Origin of the sequence: Streptomyces liliiviolaceus, assembly GCF_018070025.1 — a bacterium.
Classification (GTDB): Bacteria; Actinomycetota; Actinomycetes; order Streptomycetales; family Streptomycetaceae; genus Streptomyces; species Streptomyces liliiviolaceus.
In genome coordinates this window covers 7,503,608-7,521,184 of record NZ_JAGPYQ010000001.1, presented here as the reverse complement: position 1 = coordinate 7,521,184, position 17,577 = coordinate 7,503,608, and the positions used below count along the sequence as shown (strand labels likewise).

Genomic DNA, 17,577 nt, shown 5'->3' with positions numbered 1-17,577 from the left:
GATCAGATCCTCTCGGGCAGGGCGGCCGGGGCGGCGGGTGCGGAGGCGGGGACGGGCACGGGGGCGGGAGCGGCGGGTGCGGAGGCGGGGACGGGCACGGGGGCGGGAGCGGCGGGGGTGGTGTCGAGCACGGCGAGGCTGCCGCGCCCCCAGGCCGGCTCGGGCAGGAGGCGCCGGTCCTCCTTTCCGTTGGCGTCCAGGGGCAGCGCGTCGAGCGCCACGTACTCGGCGGGCAGCATGTGGCGGGGCAGCCGCCCGGCGAGGAAGCGGTGCAGTTCGGCGGCGGGCAGCGGGCCCGCCGCCCGCGGGACGACGTAGGCGACGACTCGCTTGTCGCCGGGGGGCGCGACGCGCGCGGTGACCAGACAGGCGCGCACCCCGGGCGCCTCGCAGAGCGCGGCCTCGATCTCACCGGGTTCGATCCGGAAACCGCGGATCTTGACCTGCTGGTCGGCGCGGCCCGCGAACTCCACGGTGCCGTCGGGGCGTTTACGGGCGAGGTCGCCGCTGCGGTACGAGTACCGGCCGGTCGCGGGGTCGGTGACATAGCGTTCCGCGGTGAGCTCGGGCCGGTCGTGGTAGCCGCGGGAGACGGTCTCCCCCGAGATCCACAGTTCGCCGGTCTCGCCCGCCGGGAGGGGACGGCCGCGTTCGTCCATGACGTGCAGGCACGTCCCGGGCAGCGCGGTACCCAGCGGCAGCGGGAACTCCACCTGGTCCGGGTCGGTGAGCAGTCGGCGGCAGACGGCCACCGTGGTCTCGGTGGGCCCGTAGATGTGCGCCACCGTCAGCCCGGGGTTGGCGCTCAGCACACGCCGTACCCGGGGCGGGGACACGACGTCCCCGCCCGTGACGACGGTGCGCAGGGGCGCGAACGCCTCCGGCACGTCGTCGGCGATCCGGTGGAAGAGGCCGGCCGACAGCCACAGGTCGGTCACCTGCTGCTCCGCCAGGACCTCGGCCAGCTCGGCGGAGGTCAGCAGGTCGTCCGGCGGGAAGGCCAGACAGGCCCCGCGCAGCAGCACCCCCCAGATCTCCAGCACCGACGCGTCGAACGAGAAGGAACTGCTCTGCAGCATGGTGCGGCCGGGCCCGAGCGCGGCGAAGTCCTGCCGCAGCGCGAACGCGGTGACATTGCGCTGCTCGACCAGGACCGCCTTGGGACGCCCGGTCGATCCCGAGGTGTACATCGCGTACGCCAGATCGTCGGGCCCGGCCCGCACCGCGTCCAGGGGGTCGGCGGTGCCGTCGGCCGTGCTGTCGGTGGTGCGGACGCCATCGCCATCGCCATCGTCGTCGTCCGCGGCCGGATCGAGGACCACGCAGTCCGCGAGAGCGGCCGGCAGCTCCTCGCCCGAACTGCGGACCACGACACGGATGCCGCTGTCCCGCCGCATGTGCGCCAGCCGCTCCTGCGGATACGCCAGATCCAGCGGTACGTAGGCACAGCCCGCGCGGAGCACCGCCAGCGCCGCCACCACGAACTCGGGGCACGGGACGGCCGCCACCCCGACCAGTTCCTGGGGCCGGACGCCGAGCCCGAGCAGCCGGCGGGCGAGACGGGTCGCCGCGCGGTCCAGCTCGCCGTAGGTCAGCCGGCTGCCGGGCGCGCGCAGCGCCACCGCGTCCGGGGTGCGTACCGCCCACGTACGGAAGGCGGAATCGATCGTCACCATCGTGCGTCCTCCAGTCCGACCCCGAGGTCGTGCAGCAATTCGCGCAGGAAGTCCTCACCGGCGTCCGAGTTGGCCGTGACGACGAGCCCCAGACCGCGGTCCGGGTCGGCCCAGGTCAGGGAGCGGAAGCCGGGGACACCACCGGTGTGTCCGAACCACCGCCGGCCGCCGTACGGTTTGCCCGCCGTGCCCAGTCCTCCCGGGGTGCCGGGATGGGTGCGGAGCATCTCGTCCGCCGCCTCGGCGCCCAGCAGGACCGAGGGGCCGCCGGTGACCGCCCGCTGGATCTCGACGGCGACCCGGGCCAGGTCCCGGGGCGTGGACCACAGCCCGCCCGCGGCCGACTCCGGGTACAGGTGCCAGCCCTCCGGGTGGGGGACGCCCGCCGCGTCGTGGTTGCGGGCGACCGTGGTGCCGGGCAACCGGGGCACGCGCGGCGCGAAGTCGCTGTCGCGCATCCCGAGCGGGTCCAGGACGAGCGAGCGCATCAGGGGTGCGAAGTCCTGCCCCGTGACGTCCTGGAGCACCTGCTGGACCACGGTGTAGTTGCTGCTCGCGTACAGGTACGGCGAGCCGGGCGGGCCCACCGGCCGTACCGGCGGGGTGAGCGCCGGGGGCCGGCCGTCGAGGACCTGGGCCAGCGTGGGCAGCGGCCGGTCCGCGCGGTAGCCGTCGTAGGACTGCGCGCCGAGCCCCGCGGTGTGGGTGAGCAGGTGGCGCAGGGTGACGCCGTCGCCGGGCAGCCGCCAGCCGGTGAGCAGGCGGTTGACGTCGGTGTCGAGGTCGAGACGCCCGTCCTGGACCAGGCGCATGACGCCCAGCGCGGTGACGTGCTTGCTGATCGAGCCGACCTGGAAGACGGTCCGCTCGTCGACCTCGACGGGGTCCTCGGCGCCGAGGGTGCCGAAGCCCCAGGCCCCGCGCAGGTCGCCGTCGGCGATCACCGCGATGCCCACTCCCGGGACCCGGTGCCGCAGCATCGGCAGCCTCGGGGCCGGTGTCCCGGCGAACAGCCGCCGCACGAACGGCTCGGCCGGCCGCCGTACCGCCCCGGGCGGGGTGTCGCCCAGGTCGGTGAGATGCCGCAACTGCCGTTCGGCCAGGCCGCGTACGGTGTCGGCGTCGAAGCGGTCGGCCGCGTACCGCCACTCGATGTGCAACTCGCCGCCGAGGACCGCCGCCTCGATCTCCACGAGGTGGGAGCGCCGCTGCCCGGGGTCGACGGGATCGCCGTACGTCCGGGACAGCGGGCGCAGCAGGGCGTCCGGTGTCCCGGCGGTGTCCCGGCGGCCGTGGTAGTTGAACGAGACCTGGGCCGGGGGCGCTCCGACGCCGCTCCCGCGCAGATACCGGGCGAGGCCGTGGCCGATGCCGCGTCCCGCGGGGGTACGGGTGTGTTCGGCGACCACGTCGATCCAGGCGTCCGTGCCGTCGGACCCGGGACGGGTGATCGTCAGGGGCTGCACACTGGTGAACCAGCCGACGGTGCGCGTGAGGTCGACGTCGTCGAACAGCGGCTCACGGCCGTGCCGTTCCACGTCGATCACACAGGTGTCACCGCCGGTGGCCTCGGTGAGCGTGCGGGCCAGGGCGGCCAGCATGAGGTGTTCCGGTTCGGCCCCGCGCAGCGCGGCGGTCTGGCGCAGCAGGGCCGCCGTGGGCGCGGCCGGCAGGACCACCTTCGTGACGCGGACGCGGCCCTCGGTGTCGTCGCCTGCCGGGTGGTCCGTCGGCAGCGGCTCGACGTGCGGTCGCGGCAGCGCCCAGTAGGCGGCCTCGGCCTCGAACCCGGCGCCGCGCGCGTGCTCGTGGAGCCGTTCGGCCCAGTGCCGCACAGAGGTGGTCTTGGCGGGCAGTCCGCCTCCGCCGCACAGGGTGTTCAGGTCCTCGACCAGGATGTCCCAGGACACGGTGTCGACGGCCACGTGGTGGACGACCAGCAGGAGCTGTCCGGACGGCCTGATCAGGACGGCGCGCAGCAGGGGGCCGTGGGCCAGGTCGAGCCCGGCGTGCGCGGCCTCCACCGCGGCGTCGGTGTCCTGCGGGGAGTCCACGACCGTCAGCGGGTCGCCGTGGTCGCCGTGGTCGTTCGGCGGGGCCAGGTACTGGTGCCAGTCGGCCCCCCGGCGGTGCCAGCGCAGCCGCAGCGCGTCGTGGTGGACGGTCAGCGTGCGCAGCGCCGCCCGCAGCGTCCCGGGATCGACTCCGGGGTCGACGTCGAGGAGCCGGCTCTGGTTGAAGCGGTCCCGCGGCCCGAGTTCGGCGTACTGCCGCTGGATCGGCCCGAGGGGCACCTCCCCGGTGACGGGGCCCTGCTCGGCGTGCACGGAGGTGTCGCGGCCCAGGGCCGCCGCCTCGTCGCAGGCCGCGGCGAGAGCGGCGATCGTGGGGTGTTCGAAGACCATCTTCGGGGTGAGGGACAGGCCCGCCTCACGCGCCCTGGCGACGGTGTGGATCAGCAGGATGGAATCCCCGCCCAGCGCACGGAAGTTGTCGTGCACCCCGATCCGCTCCACCTTGAGGACCCGGCACCAGATCCGGGCGAGGGCCTCCTCGGTCGGCGTACCGGGAGCCGTGTGCGACTGTGCCGTCGCCTCCCGGGCCGCGGGGTCCGGATCGGGCAGAGCGGCCCGGTCCACCTTGCCGTTGGCGTTGAGCGGTACGGCGTCCAGGGCGACGAGGAACCTCGGCACCATGACGTCGGGCAGCTCGGCGCGCAGCGCGGCCAGCGTACGGTCCGGGTCGTCGTCCCCGACGGTGTAGCCGACGAGACTCCGTGCGGCGCCCACGGTCCGTACGTCGGCGACCGCGTCCCGGATGCCGGGTGCCCTGCGCAACGCGTCCTCGATCTCGCCGAGTTCGACGCGGACACCGCCGAGCTTGACCTGGTGGTCGGCGCGCCCGGCGAACTCCAGGACGCCGTCGGCACGCCTGCGCCCCAGGTCGCCGGTGCGGTAGAGCCGGGAGCCGGGCGCTCCGAAGGGGTCCGGCACGAACCGCTCGGCGGTCAGCCCGGGCCGCCCGTGGTAGCCGCGGGCCAGCGTGGGGCCGCCGATGAAGAGCTCCCCTGTGACCCCGGTCGGCACCGGCGCCATCGCCCCGTCGAGCACGTGGACGGTGTTGTTGTCGATGGGCAGGCCGAGGGCGACCGCGCCCGTGTCGCCGACGGCGTCCTCGGCGGTGCACACCCGGCAGGTGGAGTCGATGGACACCTCGGTGGCGCCCCATGTGTTGTCGAGGCTCACCCGGTCCCCGAACACCTCGCGGAACCGGCGCAGCAGCGCGGGCCGCAGCGCCTCGCCGCTGGTGAGGACGGACCGCAGCCGGGGCATGGCCAGGGCCCGCTCCGGGGTGAGGACGTCGAGGAACACCTCCAGCACACTGGGGACGAACTGCACATGCACCACGTCGTGCCGGGCGACGGCCTCGGCGATCGCGTGGGCGTCGCGGTGCGCGCCCGGCGGCAGCAGGACGACCTGGCCGCCGGTGATCAGCGGCCACAGGATCTCCACCGCCGCGTCGTCGAACGTGAGCGTCGTCTTGTGCAGGACCCCCTCGCCGGCGCGCAGCCCGTGCCGGCGCTGCATCCACGCCATGCGGTTGACCCAGCCCGCGTGGTGCGAGGCCACCGCCTTGGGCGAGCCGGTCGACCCGGAGGTGTAGTACAGCGAGCACAGGTCGGCGGGCAGCGCGTCCGGGCGGGGGCCCGGGCCGGGTTCGGCGGTCCAGGCCGCCGGGTCGTCCAGCGCGAGGACGCTCGCGGCGACGCCTTCGGGAAGGGCCGCGCGCAGGTGGGTCTGGGTGAGCAGGACCCGGGCTCCGGCGTCGGTGAGGATGTACGCCTGGCGGCGGGCGGGGTGTTCGGGGTCGACGGGGACGAAGGCCGCACCGGACTTCAGGATGCCGAGCAGCCCCACGACGTGGTCGAGGGAACGCTCGGTGCACAGCGCCACCAGGTCGCCCGGCCGCACCCCCTCCAGGCGCAGGCGGTGGGCCACCCGGTCGGCCCGGGCGTCGAGTTCGGCGTACGTCCAGGTGTCGGAGCCGAGCCGGACGGCCACGGCGTCCGGTGTGGCCGCGGCCTGTTCCCCGACGAGGGAGTGCAGGGTGCGGTCGGCCGGGAAGGCGGTCGTCGTGTCGTTCCAGGTGTGGAGGACCTGGGCGCGTTCCCCGGCCGACAGCATGGGCACGTCGGCGACGGCGGGACGGTCCTCGGCCAGGCCGGTCAGCAGCTGGACGAACTGGGCAAGCAGCCGGTCCGCGGTGACCTGGTCGTAGTGCGACTTCTCGCAGCCCAGTTCGAGGGTGAGCCCGCCGGCCCGCATGACCTCCAGGACCAGGGGATAGCCGGTGTCGCGGACCTCGCTCTCGGCGAGCGGGACGACCCCCGGCGGCAGTCCGCCGAAGCCGGTGTCGGTGAAGACGACCAGGCTGTCGAAGAGCCGCCGTCCGGGCGCCACGTCGCTCGCCCGCTGGACGGCGGGCAGTGCGACGTGCGCCCGCCCGGCCACCTCGGTGATCCGGCGCTGCACCTCGCGCAGCAGCCCGGTGAGGGAGGCGTCCGGGGCCACCTCGACGCGCAGGGGCAGGGTGTTCATCAGCAGGCCGACCATGCGCTCGATCCCCGGTACGTCGCCGAAGCGGCCCGAGACGGTCGTGCCGAAGACGACGTCCCGCTCCCCGCTCGTCCGGCTCAGCAGCAGGGTCCAGGCGGTGTGGACGAGGGTGCCGACGGTGACGCGATGGCGGCGGCCGGCTCGTTCCAGGGCGTCGCACAGGTCGCCCGGAAGGGTCTGCCGGGCGCTCCACACACCTTCGGCGGCGCCGGTGGGACGGCTGCCGGGCAGGCGAGTGGGACGGGTGAAGCCCGCCAGCTGGGAACGCCAGTGGGCGTCCTCGCGCTCGGCGTCCTCCGGGGTGTCGTGCTCGGCGAGCCGGCGCAGGTACTCCCGGTACGGGGGCGGGTCGGCGAGGACGGGCGGACGGCCGCTCGCGCGCCGGCTGCGGTAGATGTCGAACGCCTCGGTGAACAGGGCGTGCAGGCTCCAGCCGTCGAAGACGACGTGGTGGGTGGTCCACACGAAGCGGTGCCGGTCCTCGGCCACGCGGATCAGCAGGAAGCGGGCCGGCGGGGCGGCGCCGAGATCGAAGACGGTCCGGCCCTCCGCGTCGGTGAGCTCCGCGAGCCGTTCCGTACGCCGGTCCGCCGGAAGCGCGGAGAGGTCGGTGTACCGGAAGCGGGGCGGCGCGGCCCGCCGGACGGCCTGGACCGGGCGGGGCAGCTGCGCCCAGTGGAAGGTGGACCGCAGGATCGCGTGGCGGTCGACCAGGTGGGTCCAGGCGTCCTCGAAGGCCGCCCGGTCGAAGTCGCCCTCGATGTCGACGGCGAAGGCGCGGACGTAGTCGCCGGTCTCCGCCAGCGTGTCGAGGAGCAGCCCGGTCTGCAGGGGCGACAGCGGCAGGACGTCCTCGGTGCCCTCCCTGCCCACGGTGTCCAGGAACCCTTCCAGGGTCTCGCTGTCCAGTCCGGTGAACCGGAACGGCGCGCTCACCACGGGTTCCGCCGCGGGCGCCGCGGAGTCGAGGCCCGCCAGCTCCGCCACCGTGGGGTGGGCGAAGATCTGCCGGGTGGAGACGGAGAGCCCGGCCTCCCGTGCGAGCGCGGAGACCATGACCGCCTTGAGGGAGTTGCCGCCCAGGGCGAAGAAGTCGTCGTCCGTCCCGATCTCGTCGGTGTGCAGGACACGGGCCCAGATGTCCGCGAGGCTCCGCTCGGCGGCGCTGCGGGGCGCGGTCCGCCCGGCGGGGCCCGCCGTGGGCGCCTCGGGGGCGGGCAGCGCCGCCCGGTCGACCTTGCCGGCCGGGCTGAGCGGCATCGACTCCAGGACGACGAGCCGCGCCGGCACCATCGCGCGGGGCACCTTGCCGCGCAGATACGTCCGTACGTCGGCGGGGTCGGGCGAGTCGCCGACGAGATGGCCGACCAGGAACTCCTCGCCCGCCGCGTCCCGGTGGACGGTGACGGCGGCGAGCCGCACGTCCGGGTGGCCGGTCAACGCCTCCTCGATCTCGCCGAGTTCGATCCGGTGACCGCTGATCTTGACCTGGTGGTCGTCCCGGCCGAGGAAGCGGATCCGGCCGTCGGCGCGCCGCGCGGCGAGGTCGCCGGTGCGGTACAGCCGGGCCCCGGGCCCGCCGAACGGGTCCGGCACGAACTGCCGCGCGGTCAGCGCGGGCCGCCCCAGATAGCCGCGGGCCACCCCCGCGCCGCCGAGGTACAGCTCGCCCGGCACCCCGAGGGGCACGGGCCGCATCGCCTCGTCGAGGACGTGGGCGGTGGTGTTGGGCAGTGGGAGGCCGATGGTTACCTCCTGCGCGCCGGGGTCGACCTCGTCCCAGGTGGACCAGACGGTGGCCTCGGTCGGGCCGTAGACGTTGATCAGCCGGGGCAGGCCCGTACCCAGCTCGGCGGCCAGGGGCTCGGGCAGCGCCTCGCCGCCGACCAGGCCGACGGCGACACCGTCCGCCGCCCCGAAGCCGGCGGCCAGCAGCAGCCGCCACCCGGACGGGGTGGCCTGGACATGGGTGACCCCGTGACGGCGGATCAGATCGCGTTGCGCGGCGGCGTCCCAGCGTCCCTCCTCGGGGACGACCACGATCCGGCCGCCCGTGGTCAGCGGCACGAACATCTCCACGGTCGAGATGTCGAAGGACAGGGCGGTGAGCCCCAGCCACACCTGCCGGCCGGACGGCCGCAGGACATGTGTCATGGCGGCGGTCAGATGGGCGAGCGCCGCGTGGGTGACCTCCACGCCCTTGGGCCGGCCGGTGGAGCCGGAGGTGTACAGCACGTAGGCCACGTCGTCCGGCCGCGAGGGCTCGAAGCCGCTGCCCCGCTCTTCGGGGGTTTCGGGCTCCGGCGGTTCCACGCCGGGGTCACTGCCGCTGTCGTCGGCGCGGACCACGCTCACCTCGGGCGGCACGGACGCCGGGACCGGTTCGCCGCCCGCGAGCAGGACACGTACCCCGGAGTCGGACAGCACGAAGGCGGTCCGCGCGTCGGGGTACTCCGGGTCCAGCGGGACGTAGGCGCCGCCGACCCGCCAGACCGCGAGCACCGCGGCCGTCATGGTCGCCGAGCGGTCGAGCCGCAGCCCCACCCGGTCCCCGCGCCGCACCCCGGCGGCCCGCAGCCGCCGCGCCAGCCCCGCGACCTCGTCGTCGAGCCGGGAGTACGACCATTCCTCGGCGTCCCCGGCGTTTTCGGCGCCGCACACCACCGCCGTCGCGTCCGGGGTACGGGTCGACTGCTCCCTGATCATCGCGGGCACGGTCGTGGCGGCGGGGAAGGCGTGCGCGGTGTCGTTCCAGTGGTGGACGACCCTCTCGCGGTCGGCGTCCGGCAGGATCGGCAGCTCGCCGACCCGGGCGTCGGGCCGCTCCACGAACGCGCCGAGCAGCCGGCCGAACGACGCCAGCAGGCGCTCGGCGTCAGCGGGGTCGACCCGGACGTCGTCGTGGACGAGCTGGAGGACGGTCCCGGCCGGTGCGGCGCGGACGTTCAGCATCAGCGGATAGCCGCTGCTCTGGTGCACGGGACCCATGCGCAGGCGCAGACCGCCCAGGTCGGCGCGCTCGGCGACCGCCAGGTTCTGCATGACCAGGATGCTGTCGAACAGCCGCCGGTCGCCCGGCACCTCGGACCAGTCGTGGATGTCGACCAGCGCGGAGTGCTCGACGTCGCGCAGCCCGCCGAGCTGTCCGGCCAGGCGGCCCAGCCAGTCGTCGAGCCGGTCGTCGTCCGCCCAGCGCACGCGCACCGGCAGGGTGTTGGACAGCAGTCCCACGACCTGCTCGACGCGCGGCAGGTCGACGGAACGCCCGGAGACGGTCAGCCCGAACAGCACGTCACGGCGCCGGCTCCAGCGGCCCAGCAGCAGCGCCCAGGCGCCCTGGAACACGGTGCCGAGGGTGCAGCCCCGCTCGCGGGCGAACCGGGTCAGACCCTCGGTCAGCTCCGCGTCCAGCGCGAGTTCGACGGTACGGGCCGCCCCGGCGGGCTCGTCCTTCGGGACCTGCCGCACCACCGGGATCGGGGTGGGCTCGCCGAAACCGGCGAGGGAGTCGCGCCAGCACCGTTCGACGGCGAGCGGGTCCTGTCCCTCCAGCCACTCCACGTAGGCGCGGTGGGGGACCGGTACGGGCAGGTCGCGCGGCGGGTGCCCCAGCCGGCGCAGCGCCGTGACGGTGGCGAAGACCTCGTTCAGGAGCGGGCCGACGCTCCAGCCGTCGGACAGGATGTGGTGGTTGTGCCACACCAGGTGATGGCTGGTGGGGCCGGTGCGGACGAGGTGGAACCGCTGGGGCGGGACGCGGAACAGGTCGAAGCCGCGCCCGCGTTCCCCGGCGAGCAGTTCCTCCAAGCGCTCGGGGAGGGCGTCCGCGGGGGTGTCCGTCCAGTCGAGGACGGTGAAGTCGGCCCGTACGGTGCGGTGGACGACCTGGAGCGGGCGGTCCAGGCCCTCCCAGCGGAAGGAGCAGCGCAGCGCGTCGTGCCGGTCCAGCACGTGCTGCCAGGCGGCGACGAGCGCGTCCTCGTCGAGGTCGCCCTCGATCTCCCAGCGGTACTGGTTGAAGTAGGAGTGGCCGCCCGGGTCGTGCAGGCTGTGGAACAGCATGCCCGCCTGGAGCGGGGTGCACGGGTAGATGTCCTGCACGTCCCCCGCGGGAAGCCCCGACAGGACGCGCTCCAGGCCGTCCCGGTCGAGGCCGGCCAGCGGGAAGTCGTCGGGGTCCACCCCGCCGGCCGCCGTACCGGTGTCCAACGGGACCGCCACGGCGGCGAGTTCGGCGAGGGTCTGGTGGGCGAACACCTGGCGTGCGGTGAAGGCGTAGCCCGCCTCCCTGGCCTTCGACACGAGGAACACGGCGGTGACCGAGTCGCCGCCGAGGGTGAAGAAGTTGTCCTGCGCGGCGACCGGCGGGATGTCGAGCAGCCGGCTCCAGATGTCGGCCAGCACCCGCTGGACCCCGTCGGCGGGCGGTGTGCGCTCCGCGGGCGCCGCGCTGCGCGGGGCCGGCAGCCGGCGGCGGTCGACCTTGCCGTTCGGCGACAGCGGCAGGCTCTCCAGGAAGACGAGGACGGCGGGCACCATGGCGCCGGGCAGGGCGGCCGTGAGGTGGCGGCGCAGCTCGTCCTCCGAGGCGCCCCCGACGACATAGCCGACGAGCCGGGCCCCGGCGGGCAGCTGCTCCGCCACCACCACGGCGTGCGCCACGTCCGCGTGTGCGGTCAACCGGGCCTCGATTTCGCCGAGTTCGATGCGGTGGCCGCGGATCTTGACCTGGTGGTCGTCGCGGCCGAAGAAGCGGATACGGCCGTCCGGGCGCCGGGCGCCCACATCGCCCGAGCGGTACAGGCGTGCCCCGGGCGGTCCGAACGGGTCGGGCACGAAGACGCCCGCGGTCAGCCCCGGGCGCGCGTGGTAACCGCGTCCGACCCCGGGCCCTCCGATGTACAGCTCGCCCGGCACACCGACCGGCACGGGGCGCATGGCCGCGTCGAGCACGTACACGGTGACGTTGTCGACGGCCGTGCCGACGGTGATCTCCGCGGCCGGATCGGTGACGTCGTCGTACGTGGCCCACACCGTGGACTCGGTGGGCCCGTAGCAGTTGAACAGGCGTCCGGCCCTGCGGCGCAGCTCCGCCGCCAGCGTGGGTGGCAGCGTCTCGCCGCCGGTCATGGCGACCGCCAGGTGCGGCAGGCGGTCCGCCGCGGCGAGCAGGACCCGCCAGCCCGACGGGGTCGCCTGCACATGCGTGACCTGATGCCGGCGGGCGGTCTCGACGGCGGTGCCGCCGTCGTGCGCGGCCCCCTCCGGGGCCAGCACCACCCGGCCGCCGGTGGTCAGCGGCAGGAACATCTCGACCAGCGCGATGTCGAACCCGATGCCGGTCAGGCCCAGCCACACGTCGTCCGCGCCGGCGCCCAGCCGCTGCGCGGTGCCGCTCAGGAAGTTGACGAGCCCGGAGTGCTCGATCGCCACCGCCTTGGGGCGGCCGGTGGAGCCCGAGGTGTACAGCAGATAGGCGAGATCGGCGGGGAGCGGCGCGGGCCCCGGCCGGGCCGGCTCCGCGGACGCGATGCGGTCCGCCGTGCGGTCCGCGGGGTCGGCGTGGAACACCGGCACCCCGCCGAGCCGCTCGTGCCGTCCCGGCTCCGCGACGACGAGGGCGACGTCCGCGTCGTCCAGCATGGTGCGCAGCCGCTCGTCGGGGTGGTCCAGGGGCAGCGGGAGGAAGGCGCAGCGGGCCTTCCACACCGCGAGCAGCGTGGCCACCAGCTGCTCGGAGCGGGGCAGATGGACCCCGACCAGGGCGCCGGGCCCGGGTACGGACGCGACCAGCCGCGCGGCCAGGCGGTCCGACCACGCGTCGAGCTCGCGGTAGGTGAGGGAGCCGCTGTCCGAGGCGACGGCCGTGGCGTCGGGCGAGGCGGCGACGGCGGCGGCGAACAGGTCGAGGACGGTGCCGTCGGGCGGTGTGGCGCCGGTGCGGTTGAAGTCGTCGACGACCTGGGCGCGTTCGGCCGCGGACAGCAGTTCCACCTCGCCGACGGTGGTGTCGGGAGCGGCGACCGCGCGGGTCAGCACCTCGACCAGCGAGTCGAGCATCCGCTCCACCGTCGCGGGCTCGAACAGGGTGCTCTCTCCCACCAGGTCGAGCCGGACGCCCTCGTCCAGGTTCGCCGCGACCAGCGACAGGTCCACCTTCGCGGACGCCAGGCCGATCCGCTCGCGCTCGACGGTGACGCCGGGCAGTTCCCACACGTGCTCGCGTGACTCGATGCACTGGTACATGACCTGGGACAGGGGATTGCGGGACGCGTCCCGGGGCTGCCCGGAATCCGCCACCAGCTGCTCGAAGGTGACGTCCTGGTGCTCAAGGGCCCCGAGCACCACGGAGTTCATACGGCGCACCAGCGTGGAGAAGCCCGGGTCGTCGGTGACGTCCACCGTCAGCGGCAGGGTGTTCGCCAGCATGCCCACGAGCGGTTCGGTGTCGGCGACGACCCGTCCGGAGACCGGCGTCAGCACGGAGAACCGGTCCTGTCCGCCGCTCCAGCGGTGCAGATAGCCGGCGAACACCGTCAGCAGGGCCGTGAAGAGGGTGACGTTGTGCCGCCTGGCGAAGTCGCGCAGCGCGGAGCTCACCTCGGGCGACAGCAGCCGGCGGGCGCCGTGCCCCCAGAAGGACGGCGTGGGCGGACGGACGTGGTCGGTGGGCAGTTCGAGGACCGGGGGCACTCCGTCCAGGGCCGAGCGCCAGTGGGCGAGTTGCCGCACCAGCAGGTCACCGGAGAGCCGCTCCGACTGCCATGCCGAGTAGTCCGTGTACGAGGCGGGAAGCTCGGGCAGCGTCCTCGCCAGGTCCGGGCCCCTGGCTCCGCGCGTGGACGCCGAGTAGAGGGCGCCGAACTCACGGGCCAGCACACCGCACGACCACTCGTCGGCGACACAGTGGTGCAGGTTCAGTACGAGGACGTGGGTGGAGTCGTCGCAGACCGCCAGCACGGCCCGGAAGACGGGGCCGCGCTCCAGGTCGAAGGGGAGCGCGATCTCCTCCTCGGCGACCCGCACCGCCGCGGCCGCCCGCGCGACCGGCGGCAGATGCGTCAGATCGACGGTCCGCAGCGGGGCCGGCCCGGGCGGCTGCGGGATCTGGCGGGGCGGGTTGTCGTCCCGGAACGTCATGCGCAGGGTCTCGTGGCGTTCCACCAGGGCGTCCAACGCGCGGCTGACCGCGTCGCGGTCCAGCGACCCGGTCAGCCGCAGCACGCGGTGGACGCTGAACGTGGAGTTGTCCGACAGCAGTCGGTCCGCGACCCACAGGTTGTGCTGGACGGGCGCCAGGGGGGCGCTCCCGGTGCCGGGGCGGCGTGGCACGGAACTCACGGCGCCCGGGGGCGCCTTCGCGGTGTCCGACCGCCCACGCAGCCGCTGTGCCAGCAACTCGCGCTTCGCGGAGGTCAGTTCCCTGCCCTCCGCGACCGACTCTCCCGCTCCGGCTGCTTCTTCGGTCCGCGTCGTCATGACGGTCGTCTCACCGCGCCCGGCGGAGGCTGAGCGGCCGCATGTCGGTCCACACCCGCTCGACATGGGCGAGGCAGTCCTCCTTGGAGCCGGAGGTGCCCTCATCGAACCAGCCCGCGGGCAGCTCCCGTCCCGTCGGCCAGACCGAGTACTGCTCCTCGCCGTTCACCACCACGCGGTACGTCTGCGCCACCATGCCTTCACCTCTCGAAAAGTCGTTACGGACGTGCGATCGGTACTGCCGCCCCTCACCGCGGGCCGGCCCGGAGCGGCCGGCCACGGAGCGGGTCAGGCGGCCGGGCGCCGCAGCGCCACGAGGGCGAGCGACTCGGGGGTCTGGGACCGGAACAGGTCACGGACGGTGATCCGTACGCCCAGTCGCGAACTGATGAGGGACACCGCCCGCGCGGCCGTCAGCGAGTCGCCGCCGATGTCCAGGAATCCGCTGCTCGTGTCGGGCACGTCCTGTGCGCCCAGCACCTCTTTGAAGACCGTGGCGATCCGTACGGCGATCGCCCGGGCCTCCTCGGTCGCGCTGTCCACCGTCATATTCCGTCCCCTTCACGCTTGACGACTTCGGACTTCCGCAGCAGAGGGCGAATGCGCTTATTCGCATACGCCTTCGGTGCCTTCTCACTGTGACTCCGGTGGGTAATTCGTCTCCAGTGCCCAGCCCCCTCAGCAAACTGCGCGACATGAAAGTGAGCGGGTCACATTTCACGCCCAAGCGAGCAGAACAGGCCACGCGGACAGGGGGTGCGGAGGGAATCCGTATTCTGTTCCGCCGCAGTTCACCCAGTGTCTCGGAGCGACTGGAGCCCTGGCCGGCGGCGGCTTCGGGACAGCTCGGGGGCGGTCGGTACCCCAAATCACCGCGGTGTCCCGGAAATACGTGTCTGGCGACGGCCGCTTTCGCATGGAATACTCGACGACCGCCGTCGAAGATATTTTCGTGCGTGCTCATGGCATCCGTACGAGGGCCGATTCACGCGGCCACCGCCGATGCCGATCGTTCGTCCGGCCACCGTGCCCCGCGAACTGCCCGCCTGCGCTGTACGAGCATTCATCCGCGTGTTTTCCGGGGCGGCTTCACCACATTCTTTCCCGCCGACGTCCACGCGTGGTTCCAGACCAGAAGGCACTGAACCCGAAAGGCGACAGCCATGTTCCGTACCATGCTCAAGTCCAAGATCCACCGAGCCACGATCACTCAGTGCGACCTGAACTACGTCGGTTCCCTCACCCTCGACGCCGACCTGATGGACGCGGCCGATCTGCTCCCCGGCGAGCTGATCCACCTCGTGGACATCAACAACGGCAGCCGGCTGGAGACCTATGTGATCGAGGGGCCCCGGGGCAGCGGGATCATCGGCGTCAACGGCGCCGCGGCCCGTCTCGTCCAGAACGGCGACCTCGTGATCATCATCGCCTACGCGGCGGTGGCGGACGCGGAGGCGTCGAAGGTGGAGCCCCGCGTGGTCTTCGTGGACGAGCACAACGAGGTCGTGCAGCTGGGCGACGCCCTGGGATCGGCGCCCGACGGCCACGGGCTGATCGCCGGGGACAGGGTGAAGGCCGGCTGAGACATCGCGGGCCGGCGCGGCCTGCGCTTCACGAGGAGACCTCGGGAGCGCCGGCCACCGGCCCCGCCGTACCGCCGCGCGACCACGCCGGCCCTGTCCAGGGCCGGCTTTCGCATGTACGGGGTCCTGGCGCGGATACGGGGTTCCGACGTCTGCGCGGTCGTGGACGGCCGGGACCGGCTCCCGGAACCGGCCCGCACCCCGCCGACGGCGTCCGTATTGCCATCGATTGCGGCCCCGTGGGTTTTTCGTTCACCCCCCGCTTTGGTGCCGGAGAACTTGGTGAATGGCTCGGTCGGTGGATTGTGGGGCGGGCGCCCACCATCCTGGAAGAGCGGAAGGGGAAACGGCCGGACAACGCCGGACGGGACCTTCCAAACATTCCTCACTCTGAATTCTGGGAGAAACCATGAAGTCTGTCCGTGTGTTCGTGGCCACCGTTCTCTTCGCGCTGACCGTCGGCACCGTCGCCGGCACCGCCGCCGCCGACACGGGGAGCGCCGACTACACGACGACTGCCTCCGCCACGCCCGGCGACGACAGCGGTTGGGGCCGCATAGCGGGATGACCTGCAGGTATACACGGGGAAGTCGACCCGTGGCGACTTCCGGAGTCTGTGGTCCAGCAGGTCCCCGGAACGCAGGAATCGTACAGAGAAAGGGCGCCCGACTCCGTGAGCAATAAAATACGGGATGCTGTCCGGAAAATTGGTGACCGGGAAAGAGAAGCACTCGGACATGTGGCGCGCGGGGACACCTACGGGGAGATCGCCCGGCGCCTGAATGTCAGCCCGCATGCCGTCGGGAAAAGCACGGCAACGGGAATCTCATTACGCGAACGTGCCGCGGGCGGCCCGCGGCAGCGGCCGGTGCCGCCGGCACCGTCGGAGGGGGCCCGCGAGACGGTTCCCTTCGCCGAGCTCCTGAAGAGGCACCGCGGCCGGTCCGGGCTGACCCAGCAACAGCTGGCGGACTTCGCCACGTTGAGCGTCCGGGCGATCCGGGACCTGGAGAGCGGACGGGTGCGACGGCCCCGGCGGGAGAGCGTGGGGCTGCTCGCCGACGCGTTGCGGTTGGGCGACACGGAGCGTCTGCAACTGCACGCCGCCGGAGGAAGCCCGGCGGACCTGCGGGTCTCACTGTTCGAACTGCCCGCGCAGCCCGCCCTGCCGGAGCCACCCGCTCCGCCCGGCGCGCTGGTGGGCCGGGAGGCGGAGCTGCAGGTCCTGCTCGATCAGGTGACCGTGCACGGCCACCGTCTGGTGAGCGTCGTCGGCATCGGCGGTATCGGCAAGACACATCTGGTGCTTGAGGCGGCCCAGGTGCTGCGCGCCAGGGGCCGCCGGGTCGGGTGGTACGCCCCGGCCGGGGATCCCCTCTGCTGCGGCGCGATCCCCGCGGCCGGCTCCGGCTCCGGCGAACGGCCGCCGGGTGCCGCCGGCTCGACCGACGACCTCGTCGAGGCGATCGGCGATCGGTACGACCTGCTGGTGATCGACGGCGACGACGCCCCGGGCCCCGGCAGGGTCGACATCGGCGAACTGCTGCGGCGCCGTCCGGGGCTGCGCGTCGTGGTGACCGGCCTGACACCGCGACACCTGCCGGGTGAACGCGTCCTGCCGCTCACCGCGATGGCCGTGCCGGAGGAGGCGCGTGACTACGACCACGCCCGGTTGAGCGAGGTCGCGTCCGTGGCCCTGTTCCTGTCCCACATGCGCCGGTCACGGCCGGGGTTCCGGCTCCGGCAGGACAACGCGCACGCCGTGGCGGGCCTGTGCCGCTGGCTCGACGGCGTACCCAGGGCACTTGAGTACGCGGCGGGCTGGTGCCTGGTGTACCCGCCCGAACTCCTGCTGGCCCGGGCCGGCCGCGACTCCTCCCTGCTCTCCTCCCCGGCGGGCTGCGGCTGCCAGGACCTGCTGCGCTCCCTGGCGCGCAGCGTCGGCATCGTGACCGAGCGCCACCGCCGGGTGCTGGCCGAGGTGGCGGACCGTCCGCACTGGACGGTCGCGGACCTCGACCACCTCGTGCCGGATCCGGCCGCCGCCCTGCACGCCCTGCTGGTCCACGGCCTGGTACGGCCGGCGGGCGCCCATCTGCCCGAGCACTTCACGGCGCTGCACCTGGTGCGGCTCCTGCACGGGCGGGACCGCACCCCGGCGGGAGTGGCCCGGGCCGGCTGAGACTGCCGCTGCTTCTGCCTACCGGGGCCCACGGCGGCCCC

The 17,577-nt window shown here is 73.8% G+C and carries 7 protein-coding genes; 3 read left to right on the top strand and 4 right to left on the bottom strand.

Annotated elements, in window-relative coordinates; translation table 11 throughout:
* Positions 1-2: 2 nt before the first annotated feature.
* From J8N05_RS32045 to J8N05_RS32030, 4 genes are all read right to left on the bottom strand, one after another.
* Entirely contained in the window at positions 3-1,676 is a 1,674-nt protein-coding gene (locus J8N05_RS32045) for an amino acid adenylation domain-containing protein (RefSeq protein WP_210888979.1), read from the bottom strand.
* A complete protein-coding gene (locus tag J8N05_RS32040; protein WP_210888977.1) occupies positions 1,670-13,771 on the bottom strand; it encodes a non-ribosomal peptide synthetase in 12,102 nt (4,033 codons plus the stop codon). The genes J8N05_RS32045 and J8N05_RS32040 overlap by 7 nt, the downstream gene beginning before the upstream one ends.
* Before the next feature lie 10 nt (positions 13,772-13,781).
* The gene (locus J8N05_RS32035) at positions 13,782-13,967 is read right to left on the bottom strand and encodes an MbtH family protein (protein WP_210888975.1); all 186 of its coding nucleotides are present in this window, start codon (positions 13,965-13,967) and stop codon (positions 13,782-13,784) included.
* 92 nt (positions 13,968-14,059) lie between these two features.
* Complete coding sequence (locus J8N05_RS32030) at positions 14,060-14,320, bottom strand: acyl carrier protein (RefSeq protein ID WP_210888973.1); 261 nt, start codon at positions 14,318-14,320, stop codon at positions 14,060-14,062.
* A 614-nt stretch (positions 14,321-14,934) separates the two neighbouring features.
* Between J8N05_RS32030 and panD the strand changes: the two genes are divergently transcribed.
* From panD to J8N05_RS32015, 3 genes are all read left to right on the top strand, one after another.
* On the top strand, positions 14,935-15,354 hold the full coding sequence (panD, locus tag J8N05_RS32025; protein ID WP_210888971.1) for an aspartate 1-decarboxylase: 420 nt from the start codon (positions 14,935-14,937) through the stop codon (positions 15,352-15,354).
* 409 nt (positions 15,355-15,763) lie between these two features.
* Positions 15,764-15,922, top strand: coding sequence for a hypothetical protein (locus J8N05_RS32020; protein WP_210888969.1), 159 nt, complete (start codon positions 15,764-15,766; stop codon positions 15,920-15,922).
* A gap of 300 nt (positions 15,923-16,222) precedes the next feature.
* Entirely contained in the window at positions 16,223-17,536 is a 1,314-nt protein-coding gene (locus tag J8N05_RS32015) for a helix-turn-helix domain-containing protein (RefSeq protein ID WP_247706593.1), read from the top strand.
* Positions 17,537-17,577 lie beyond the last annotated feature (41 nt).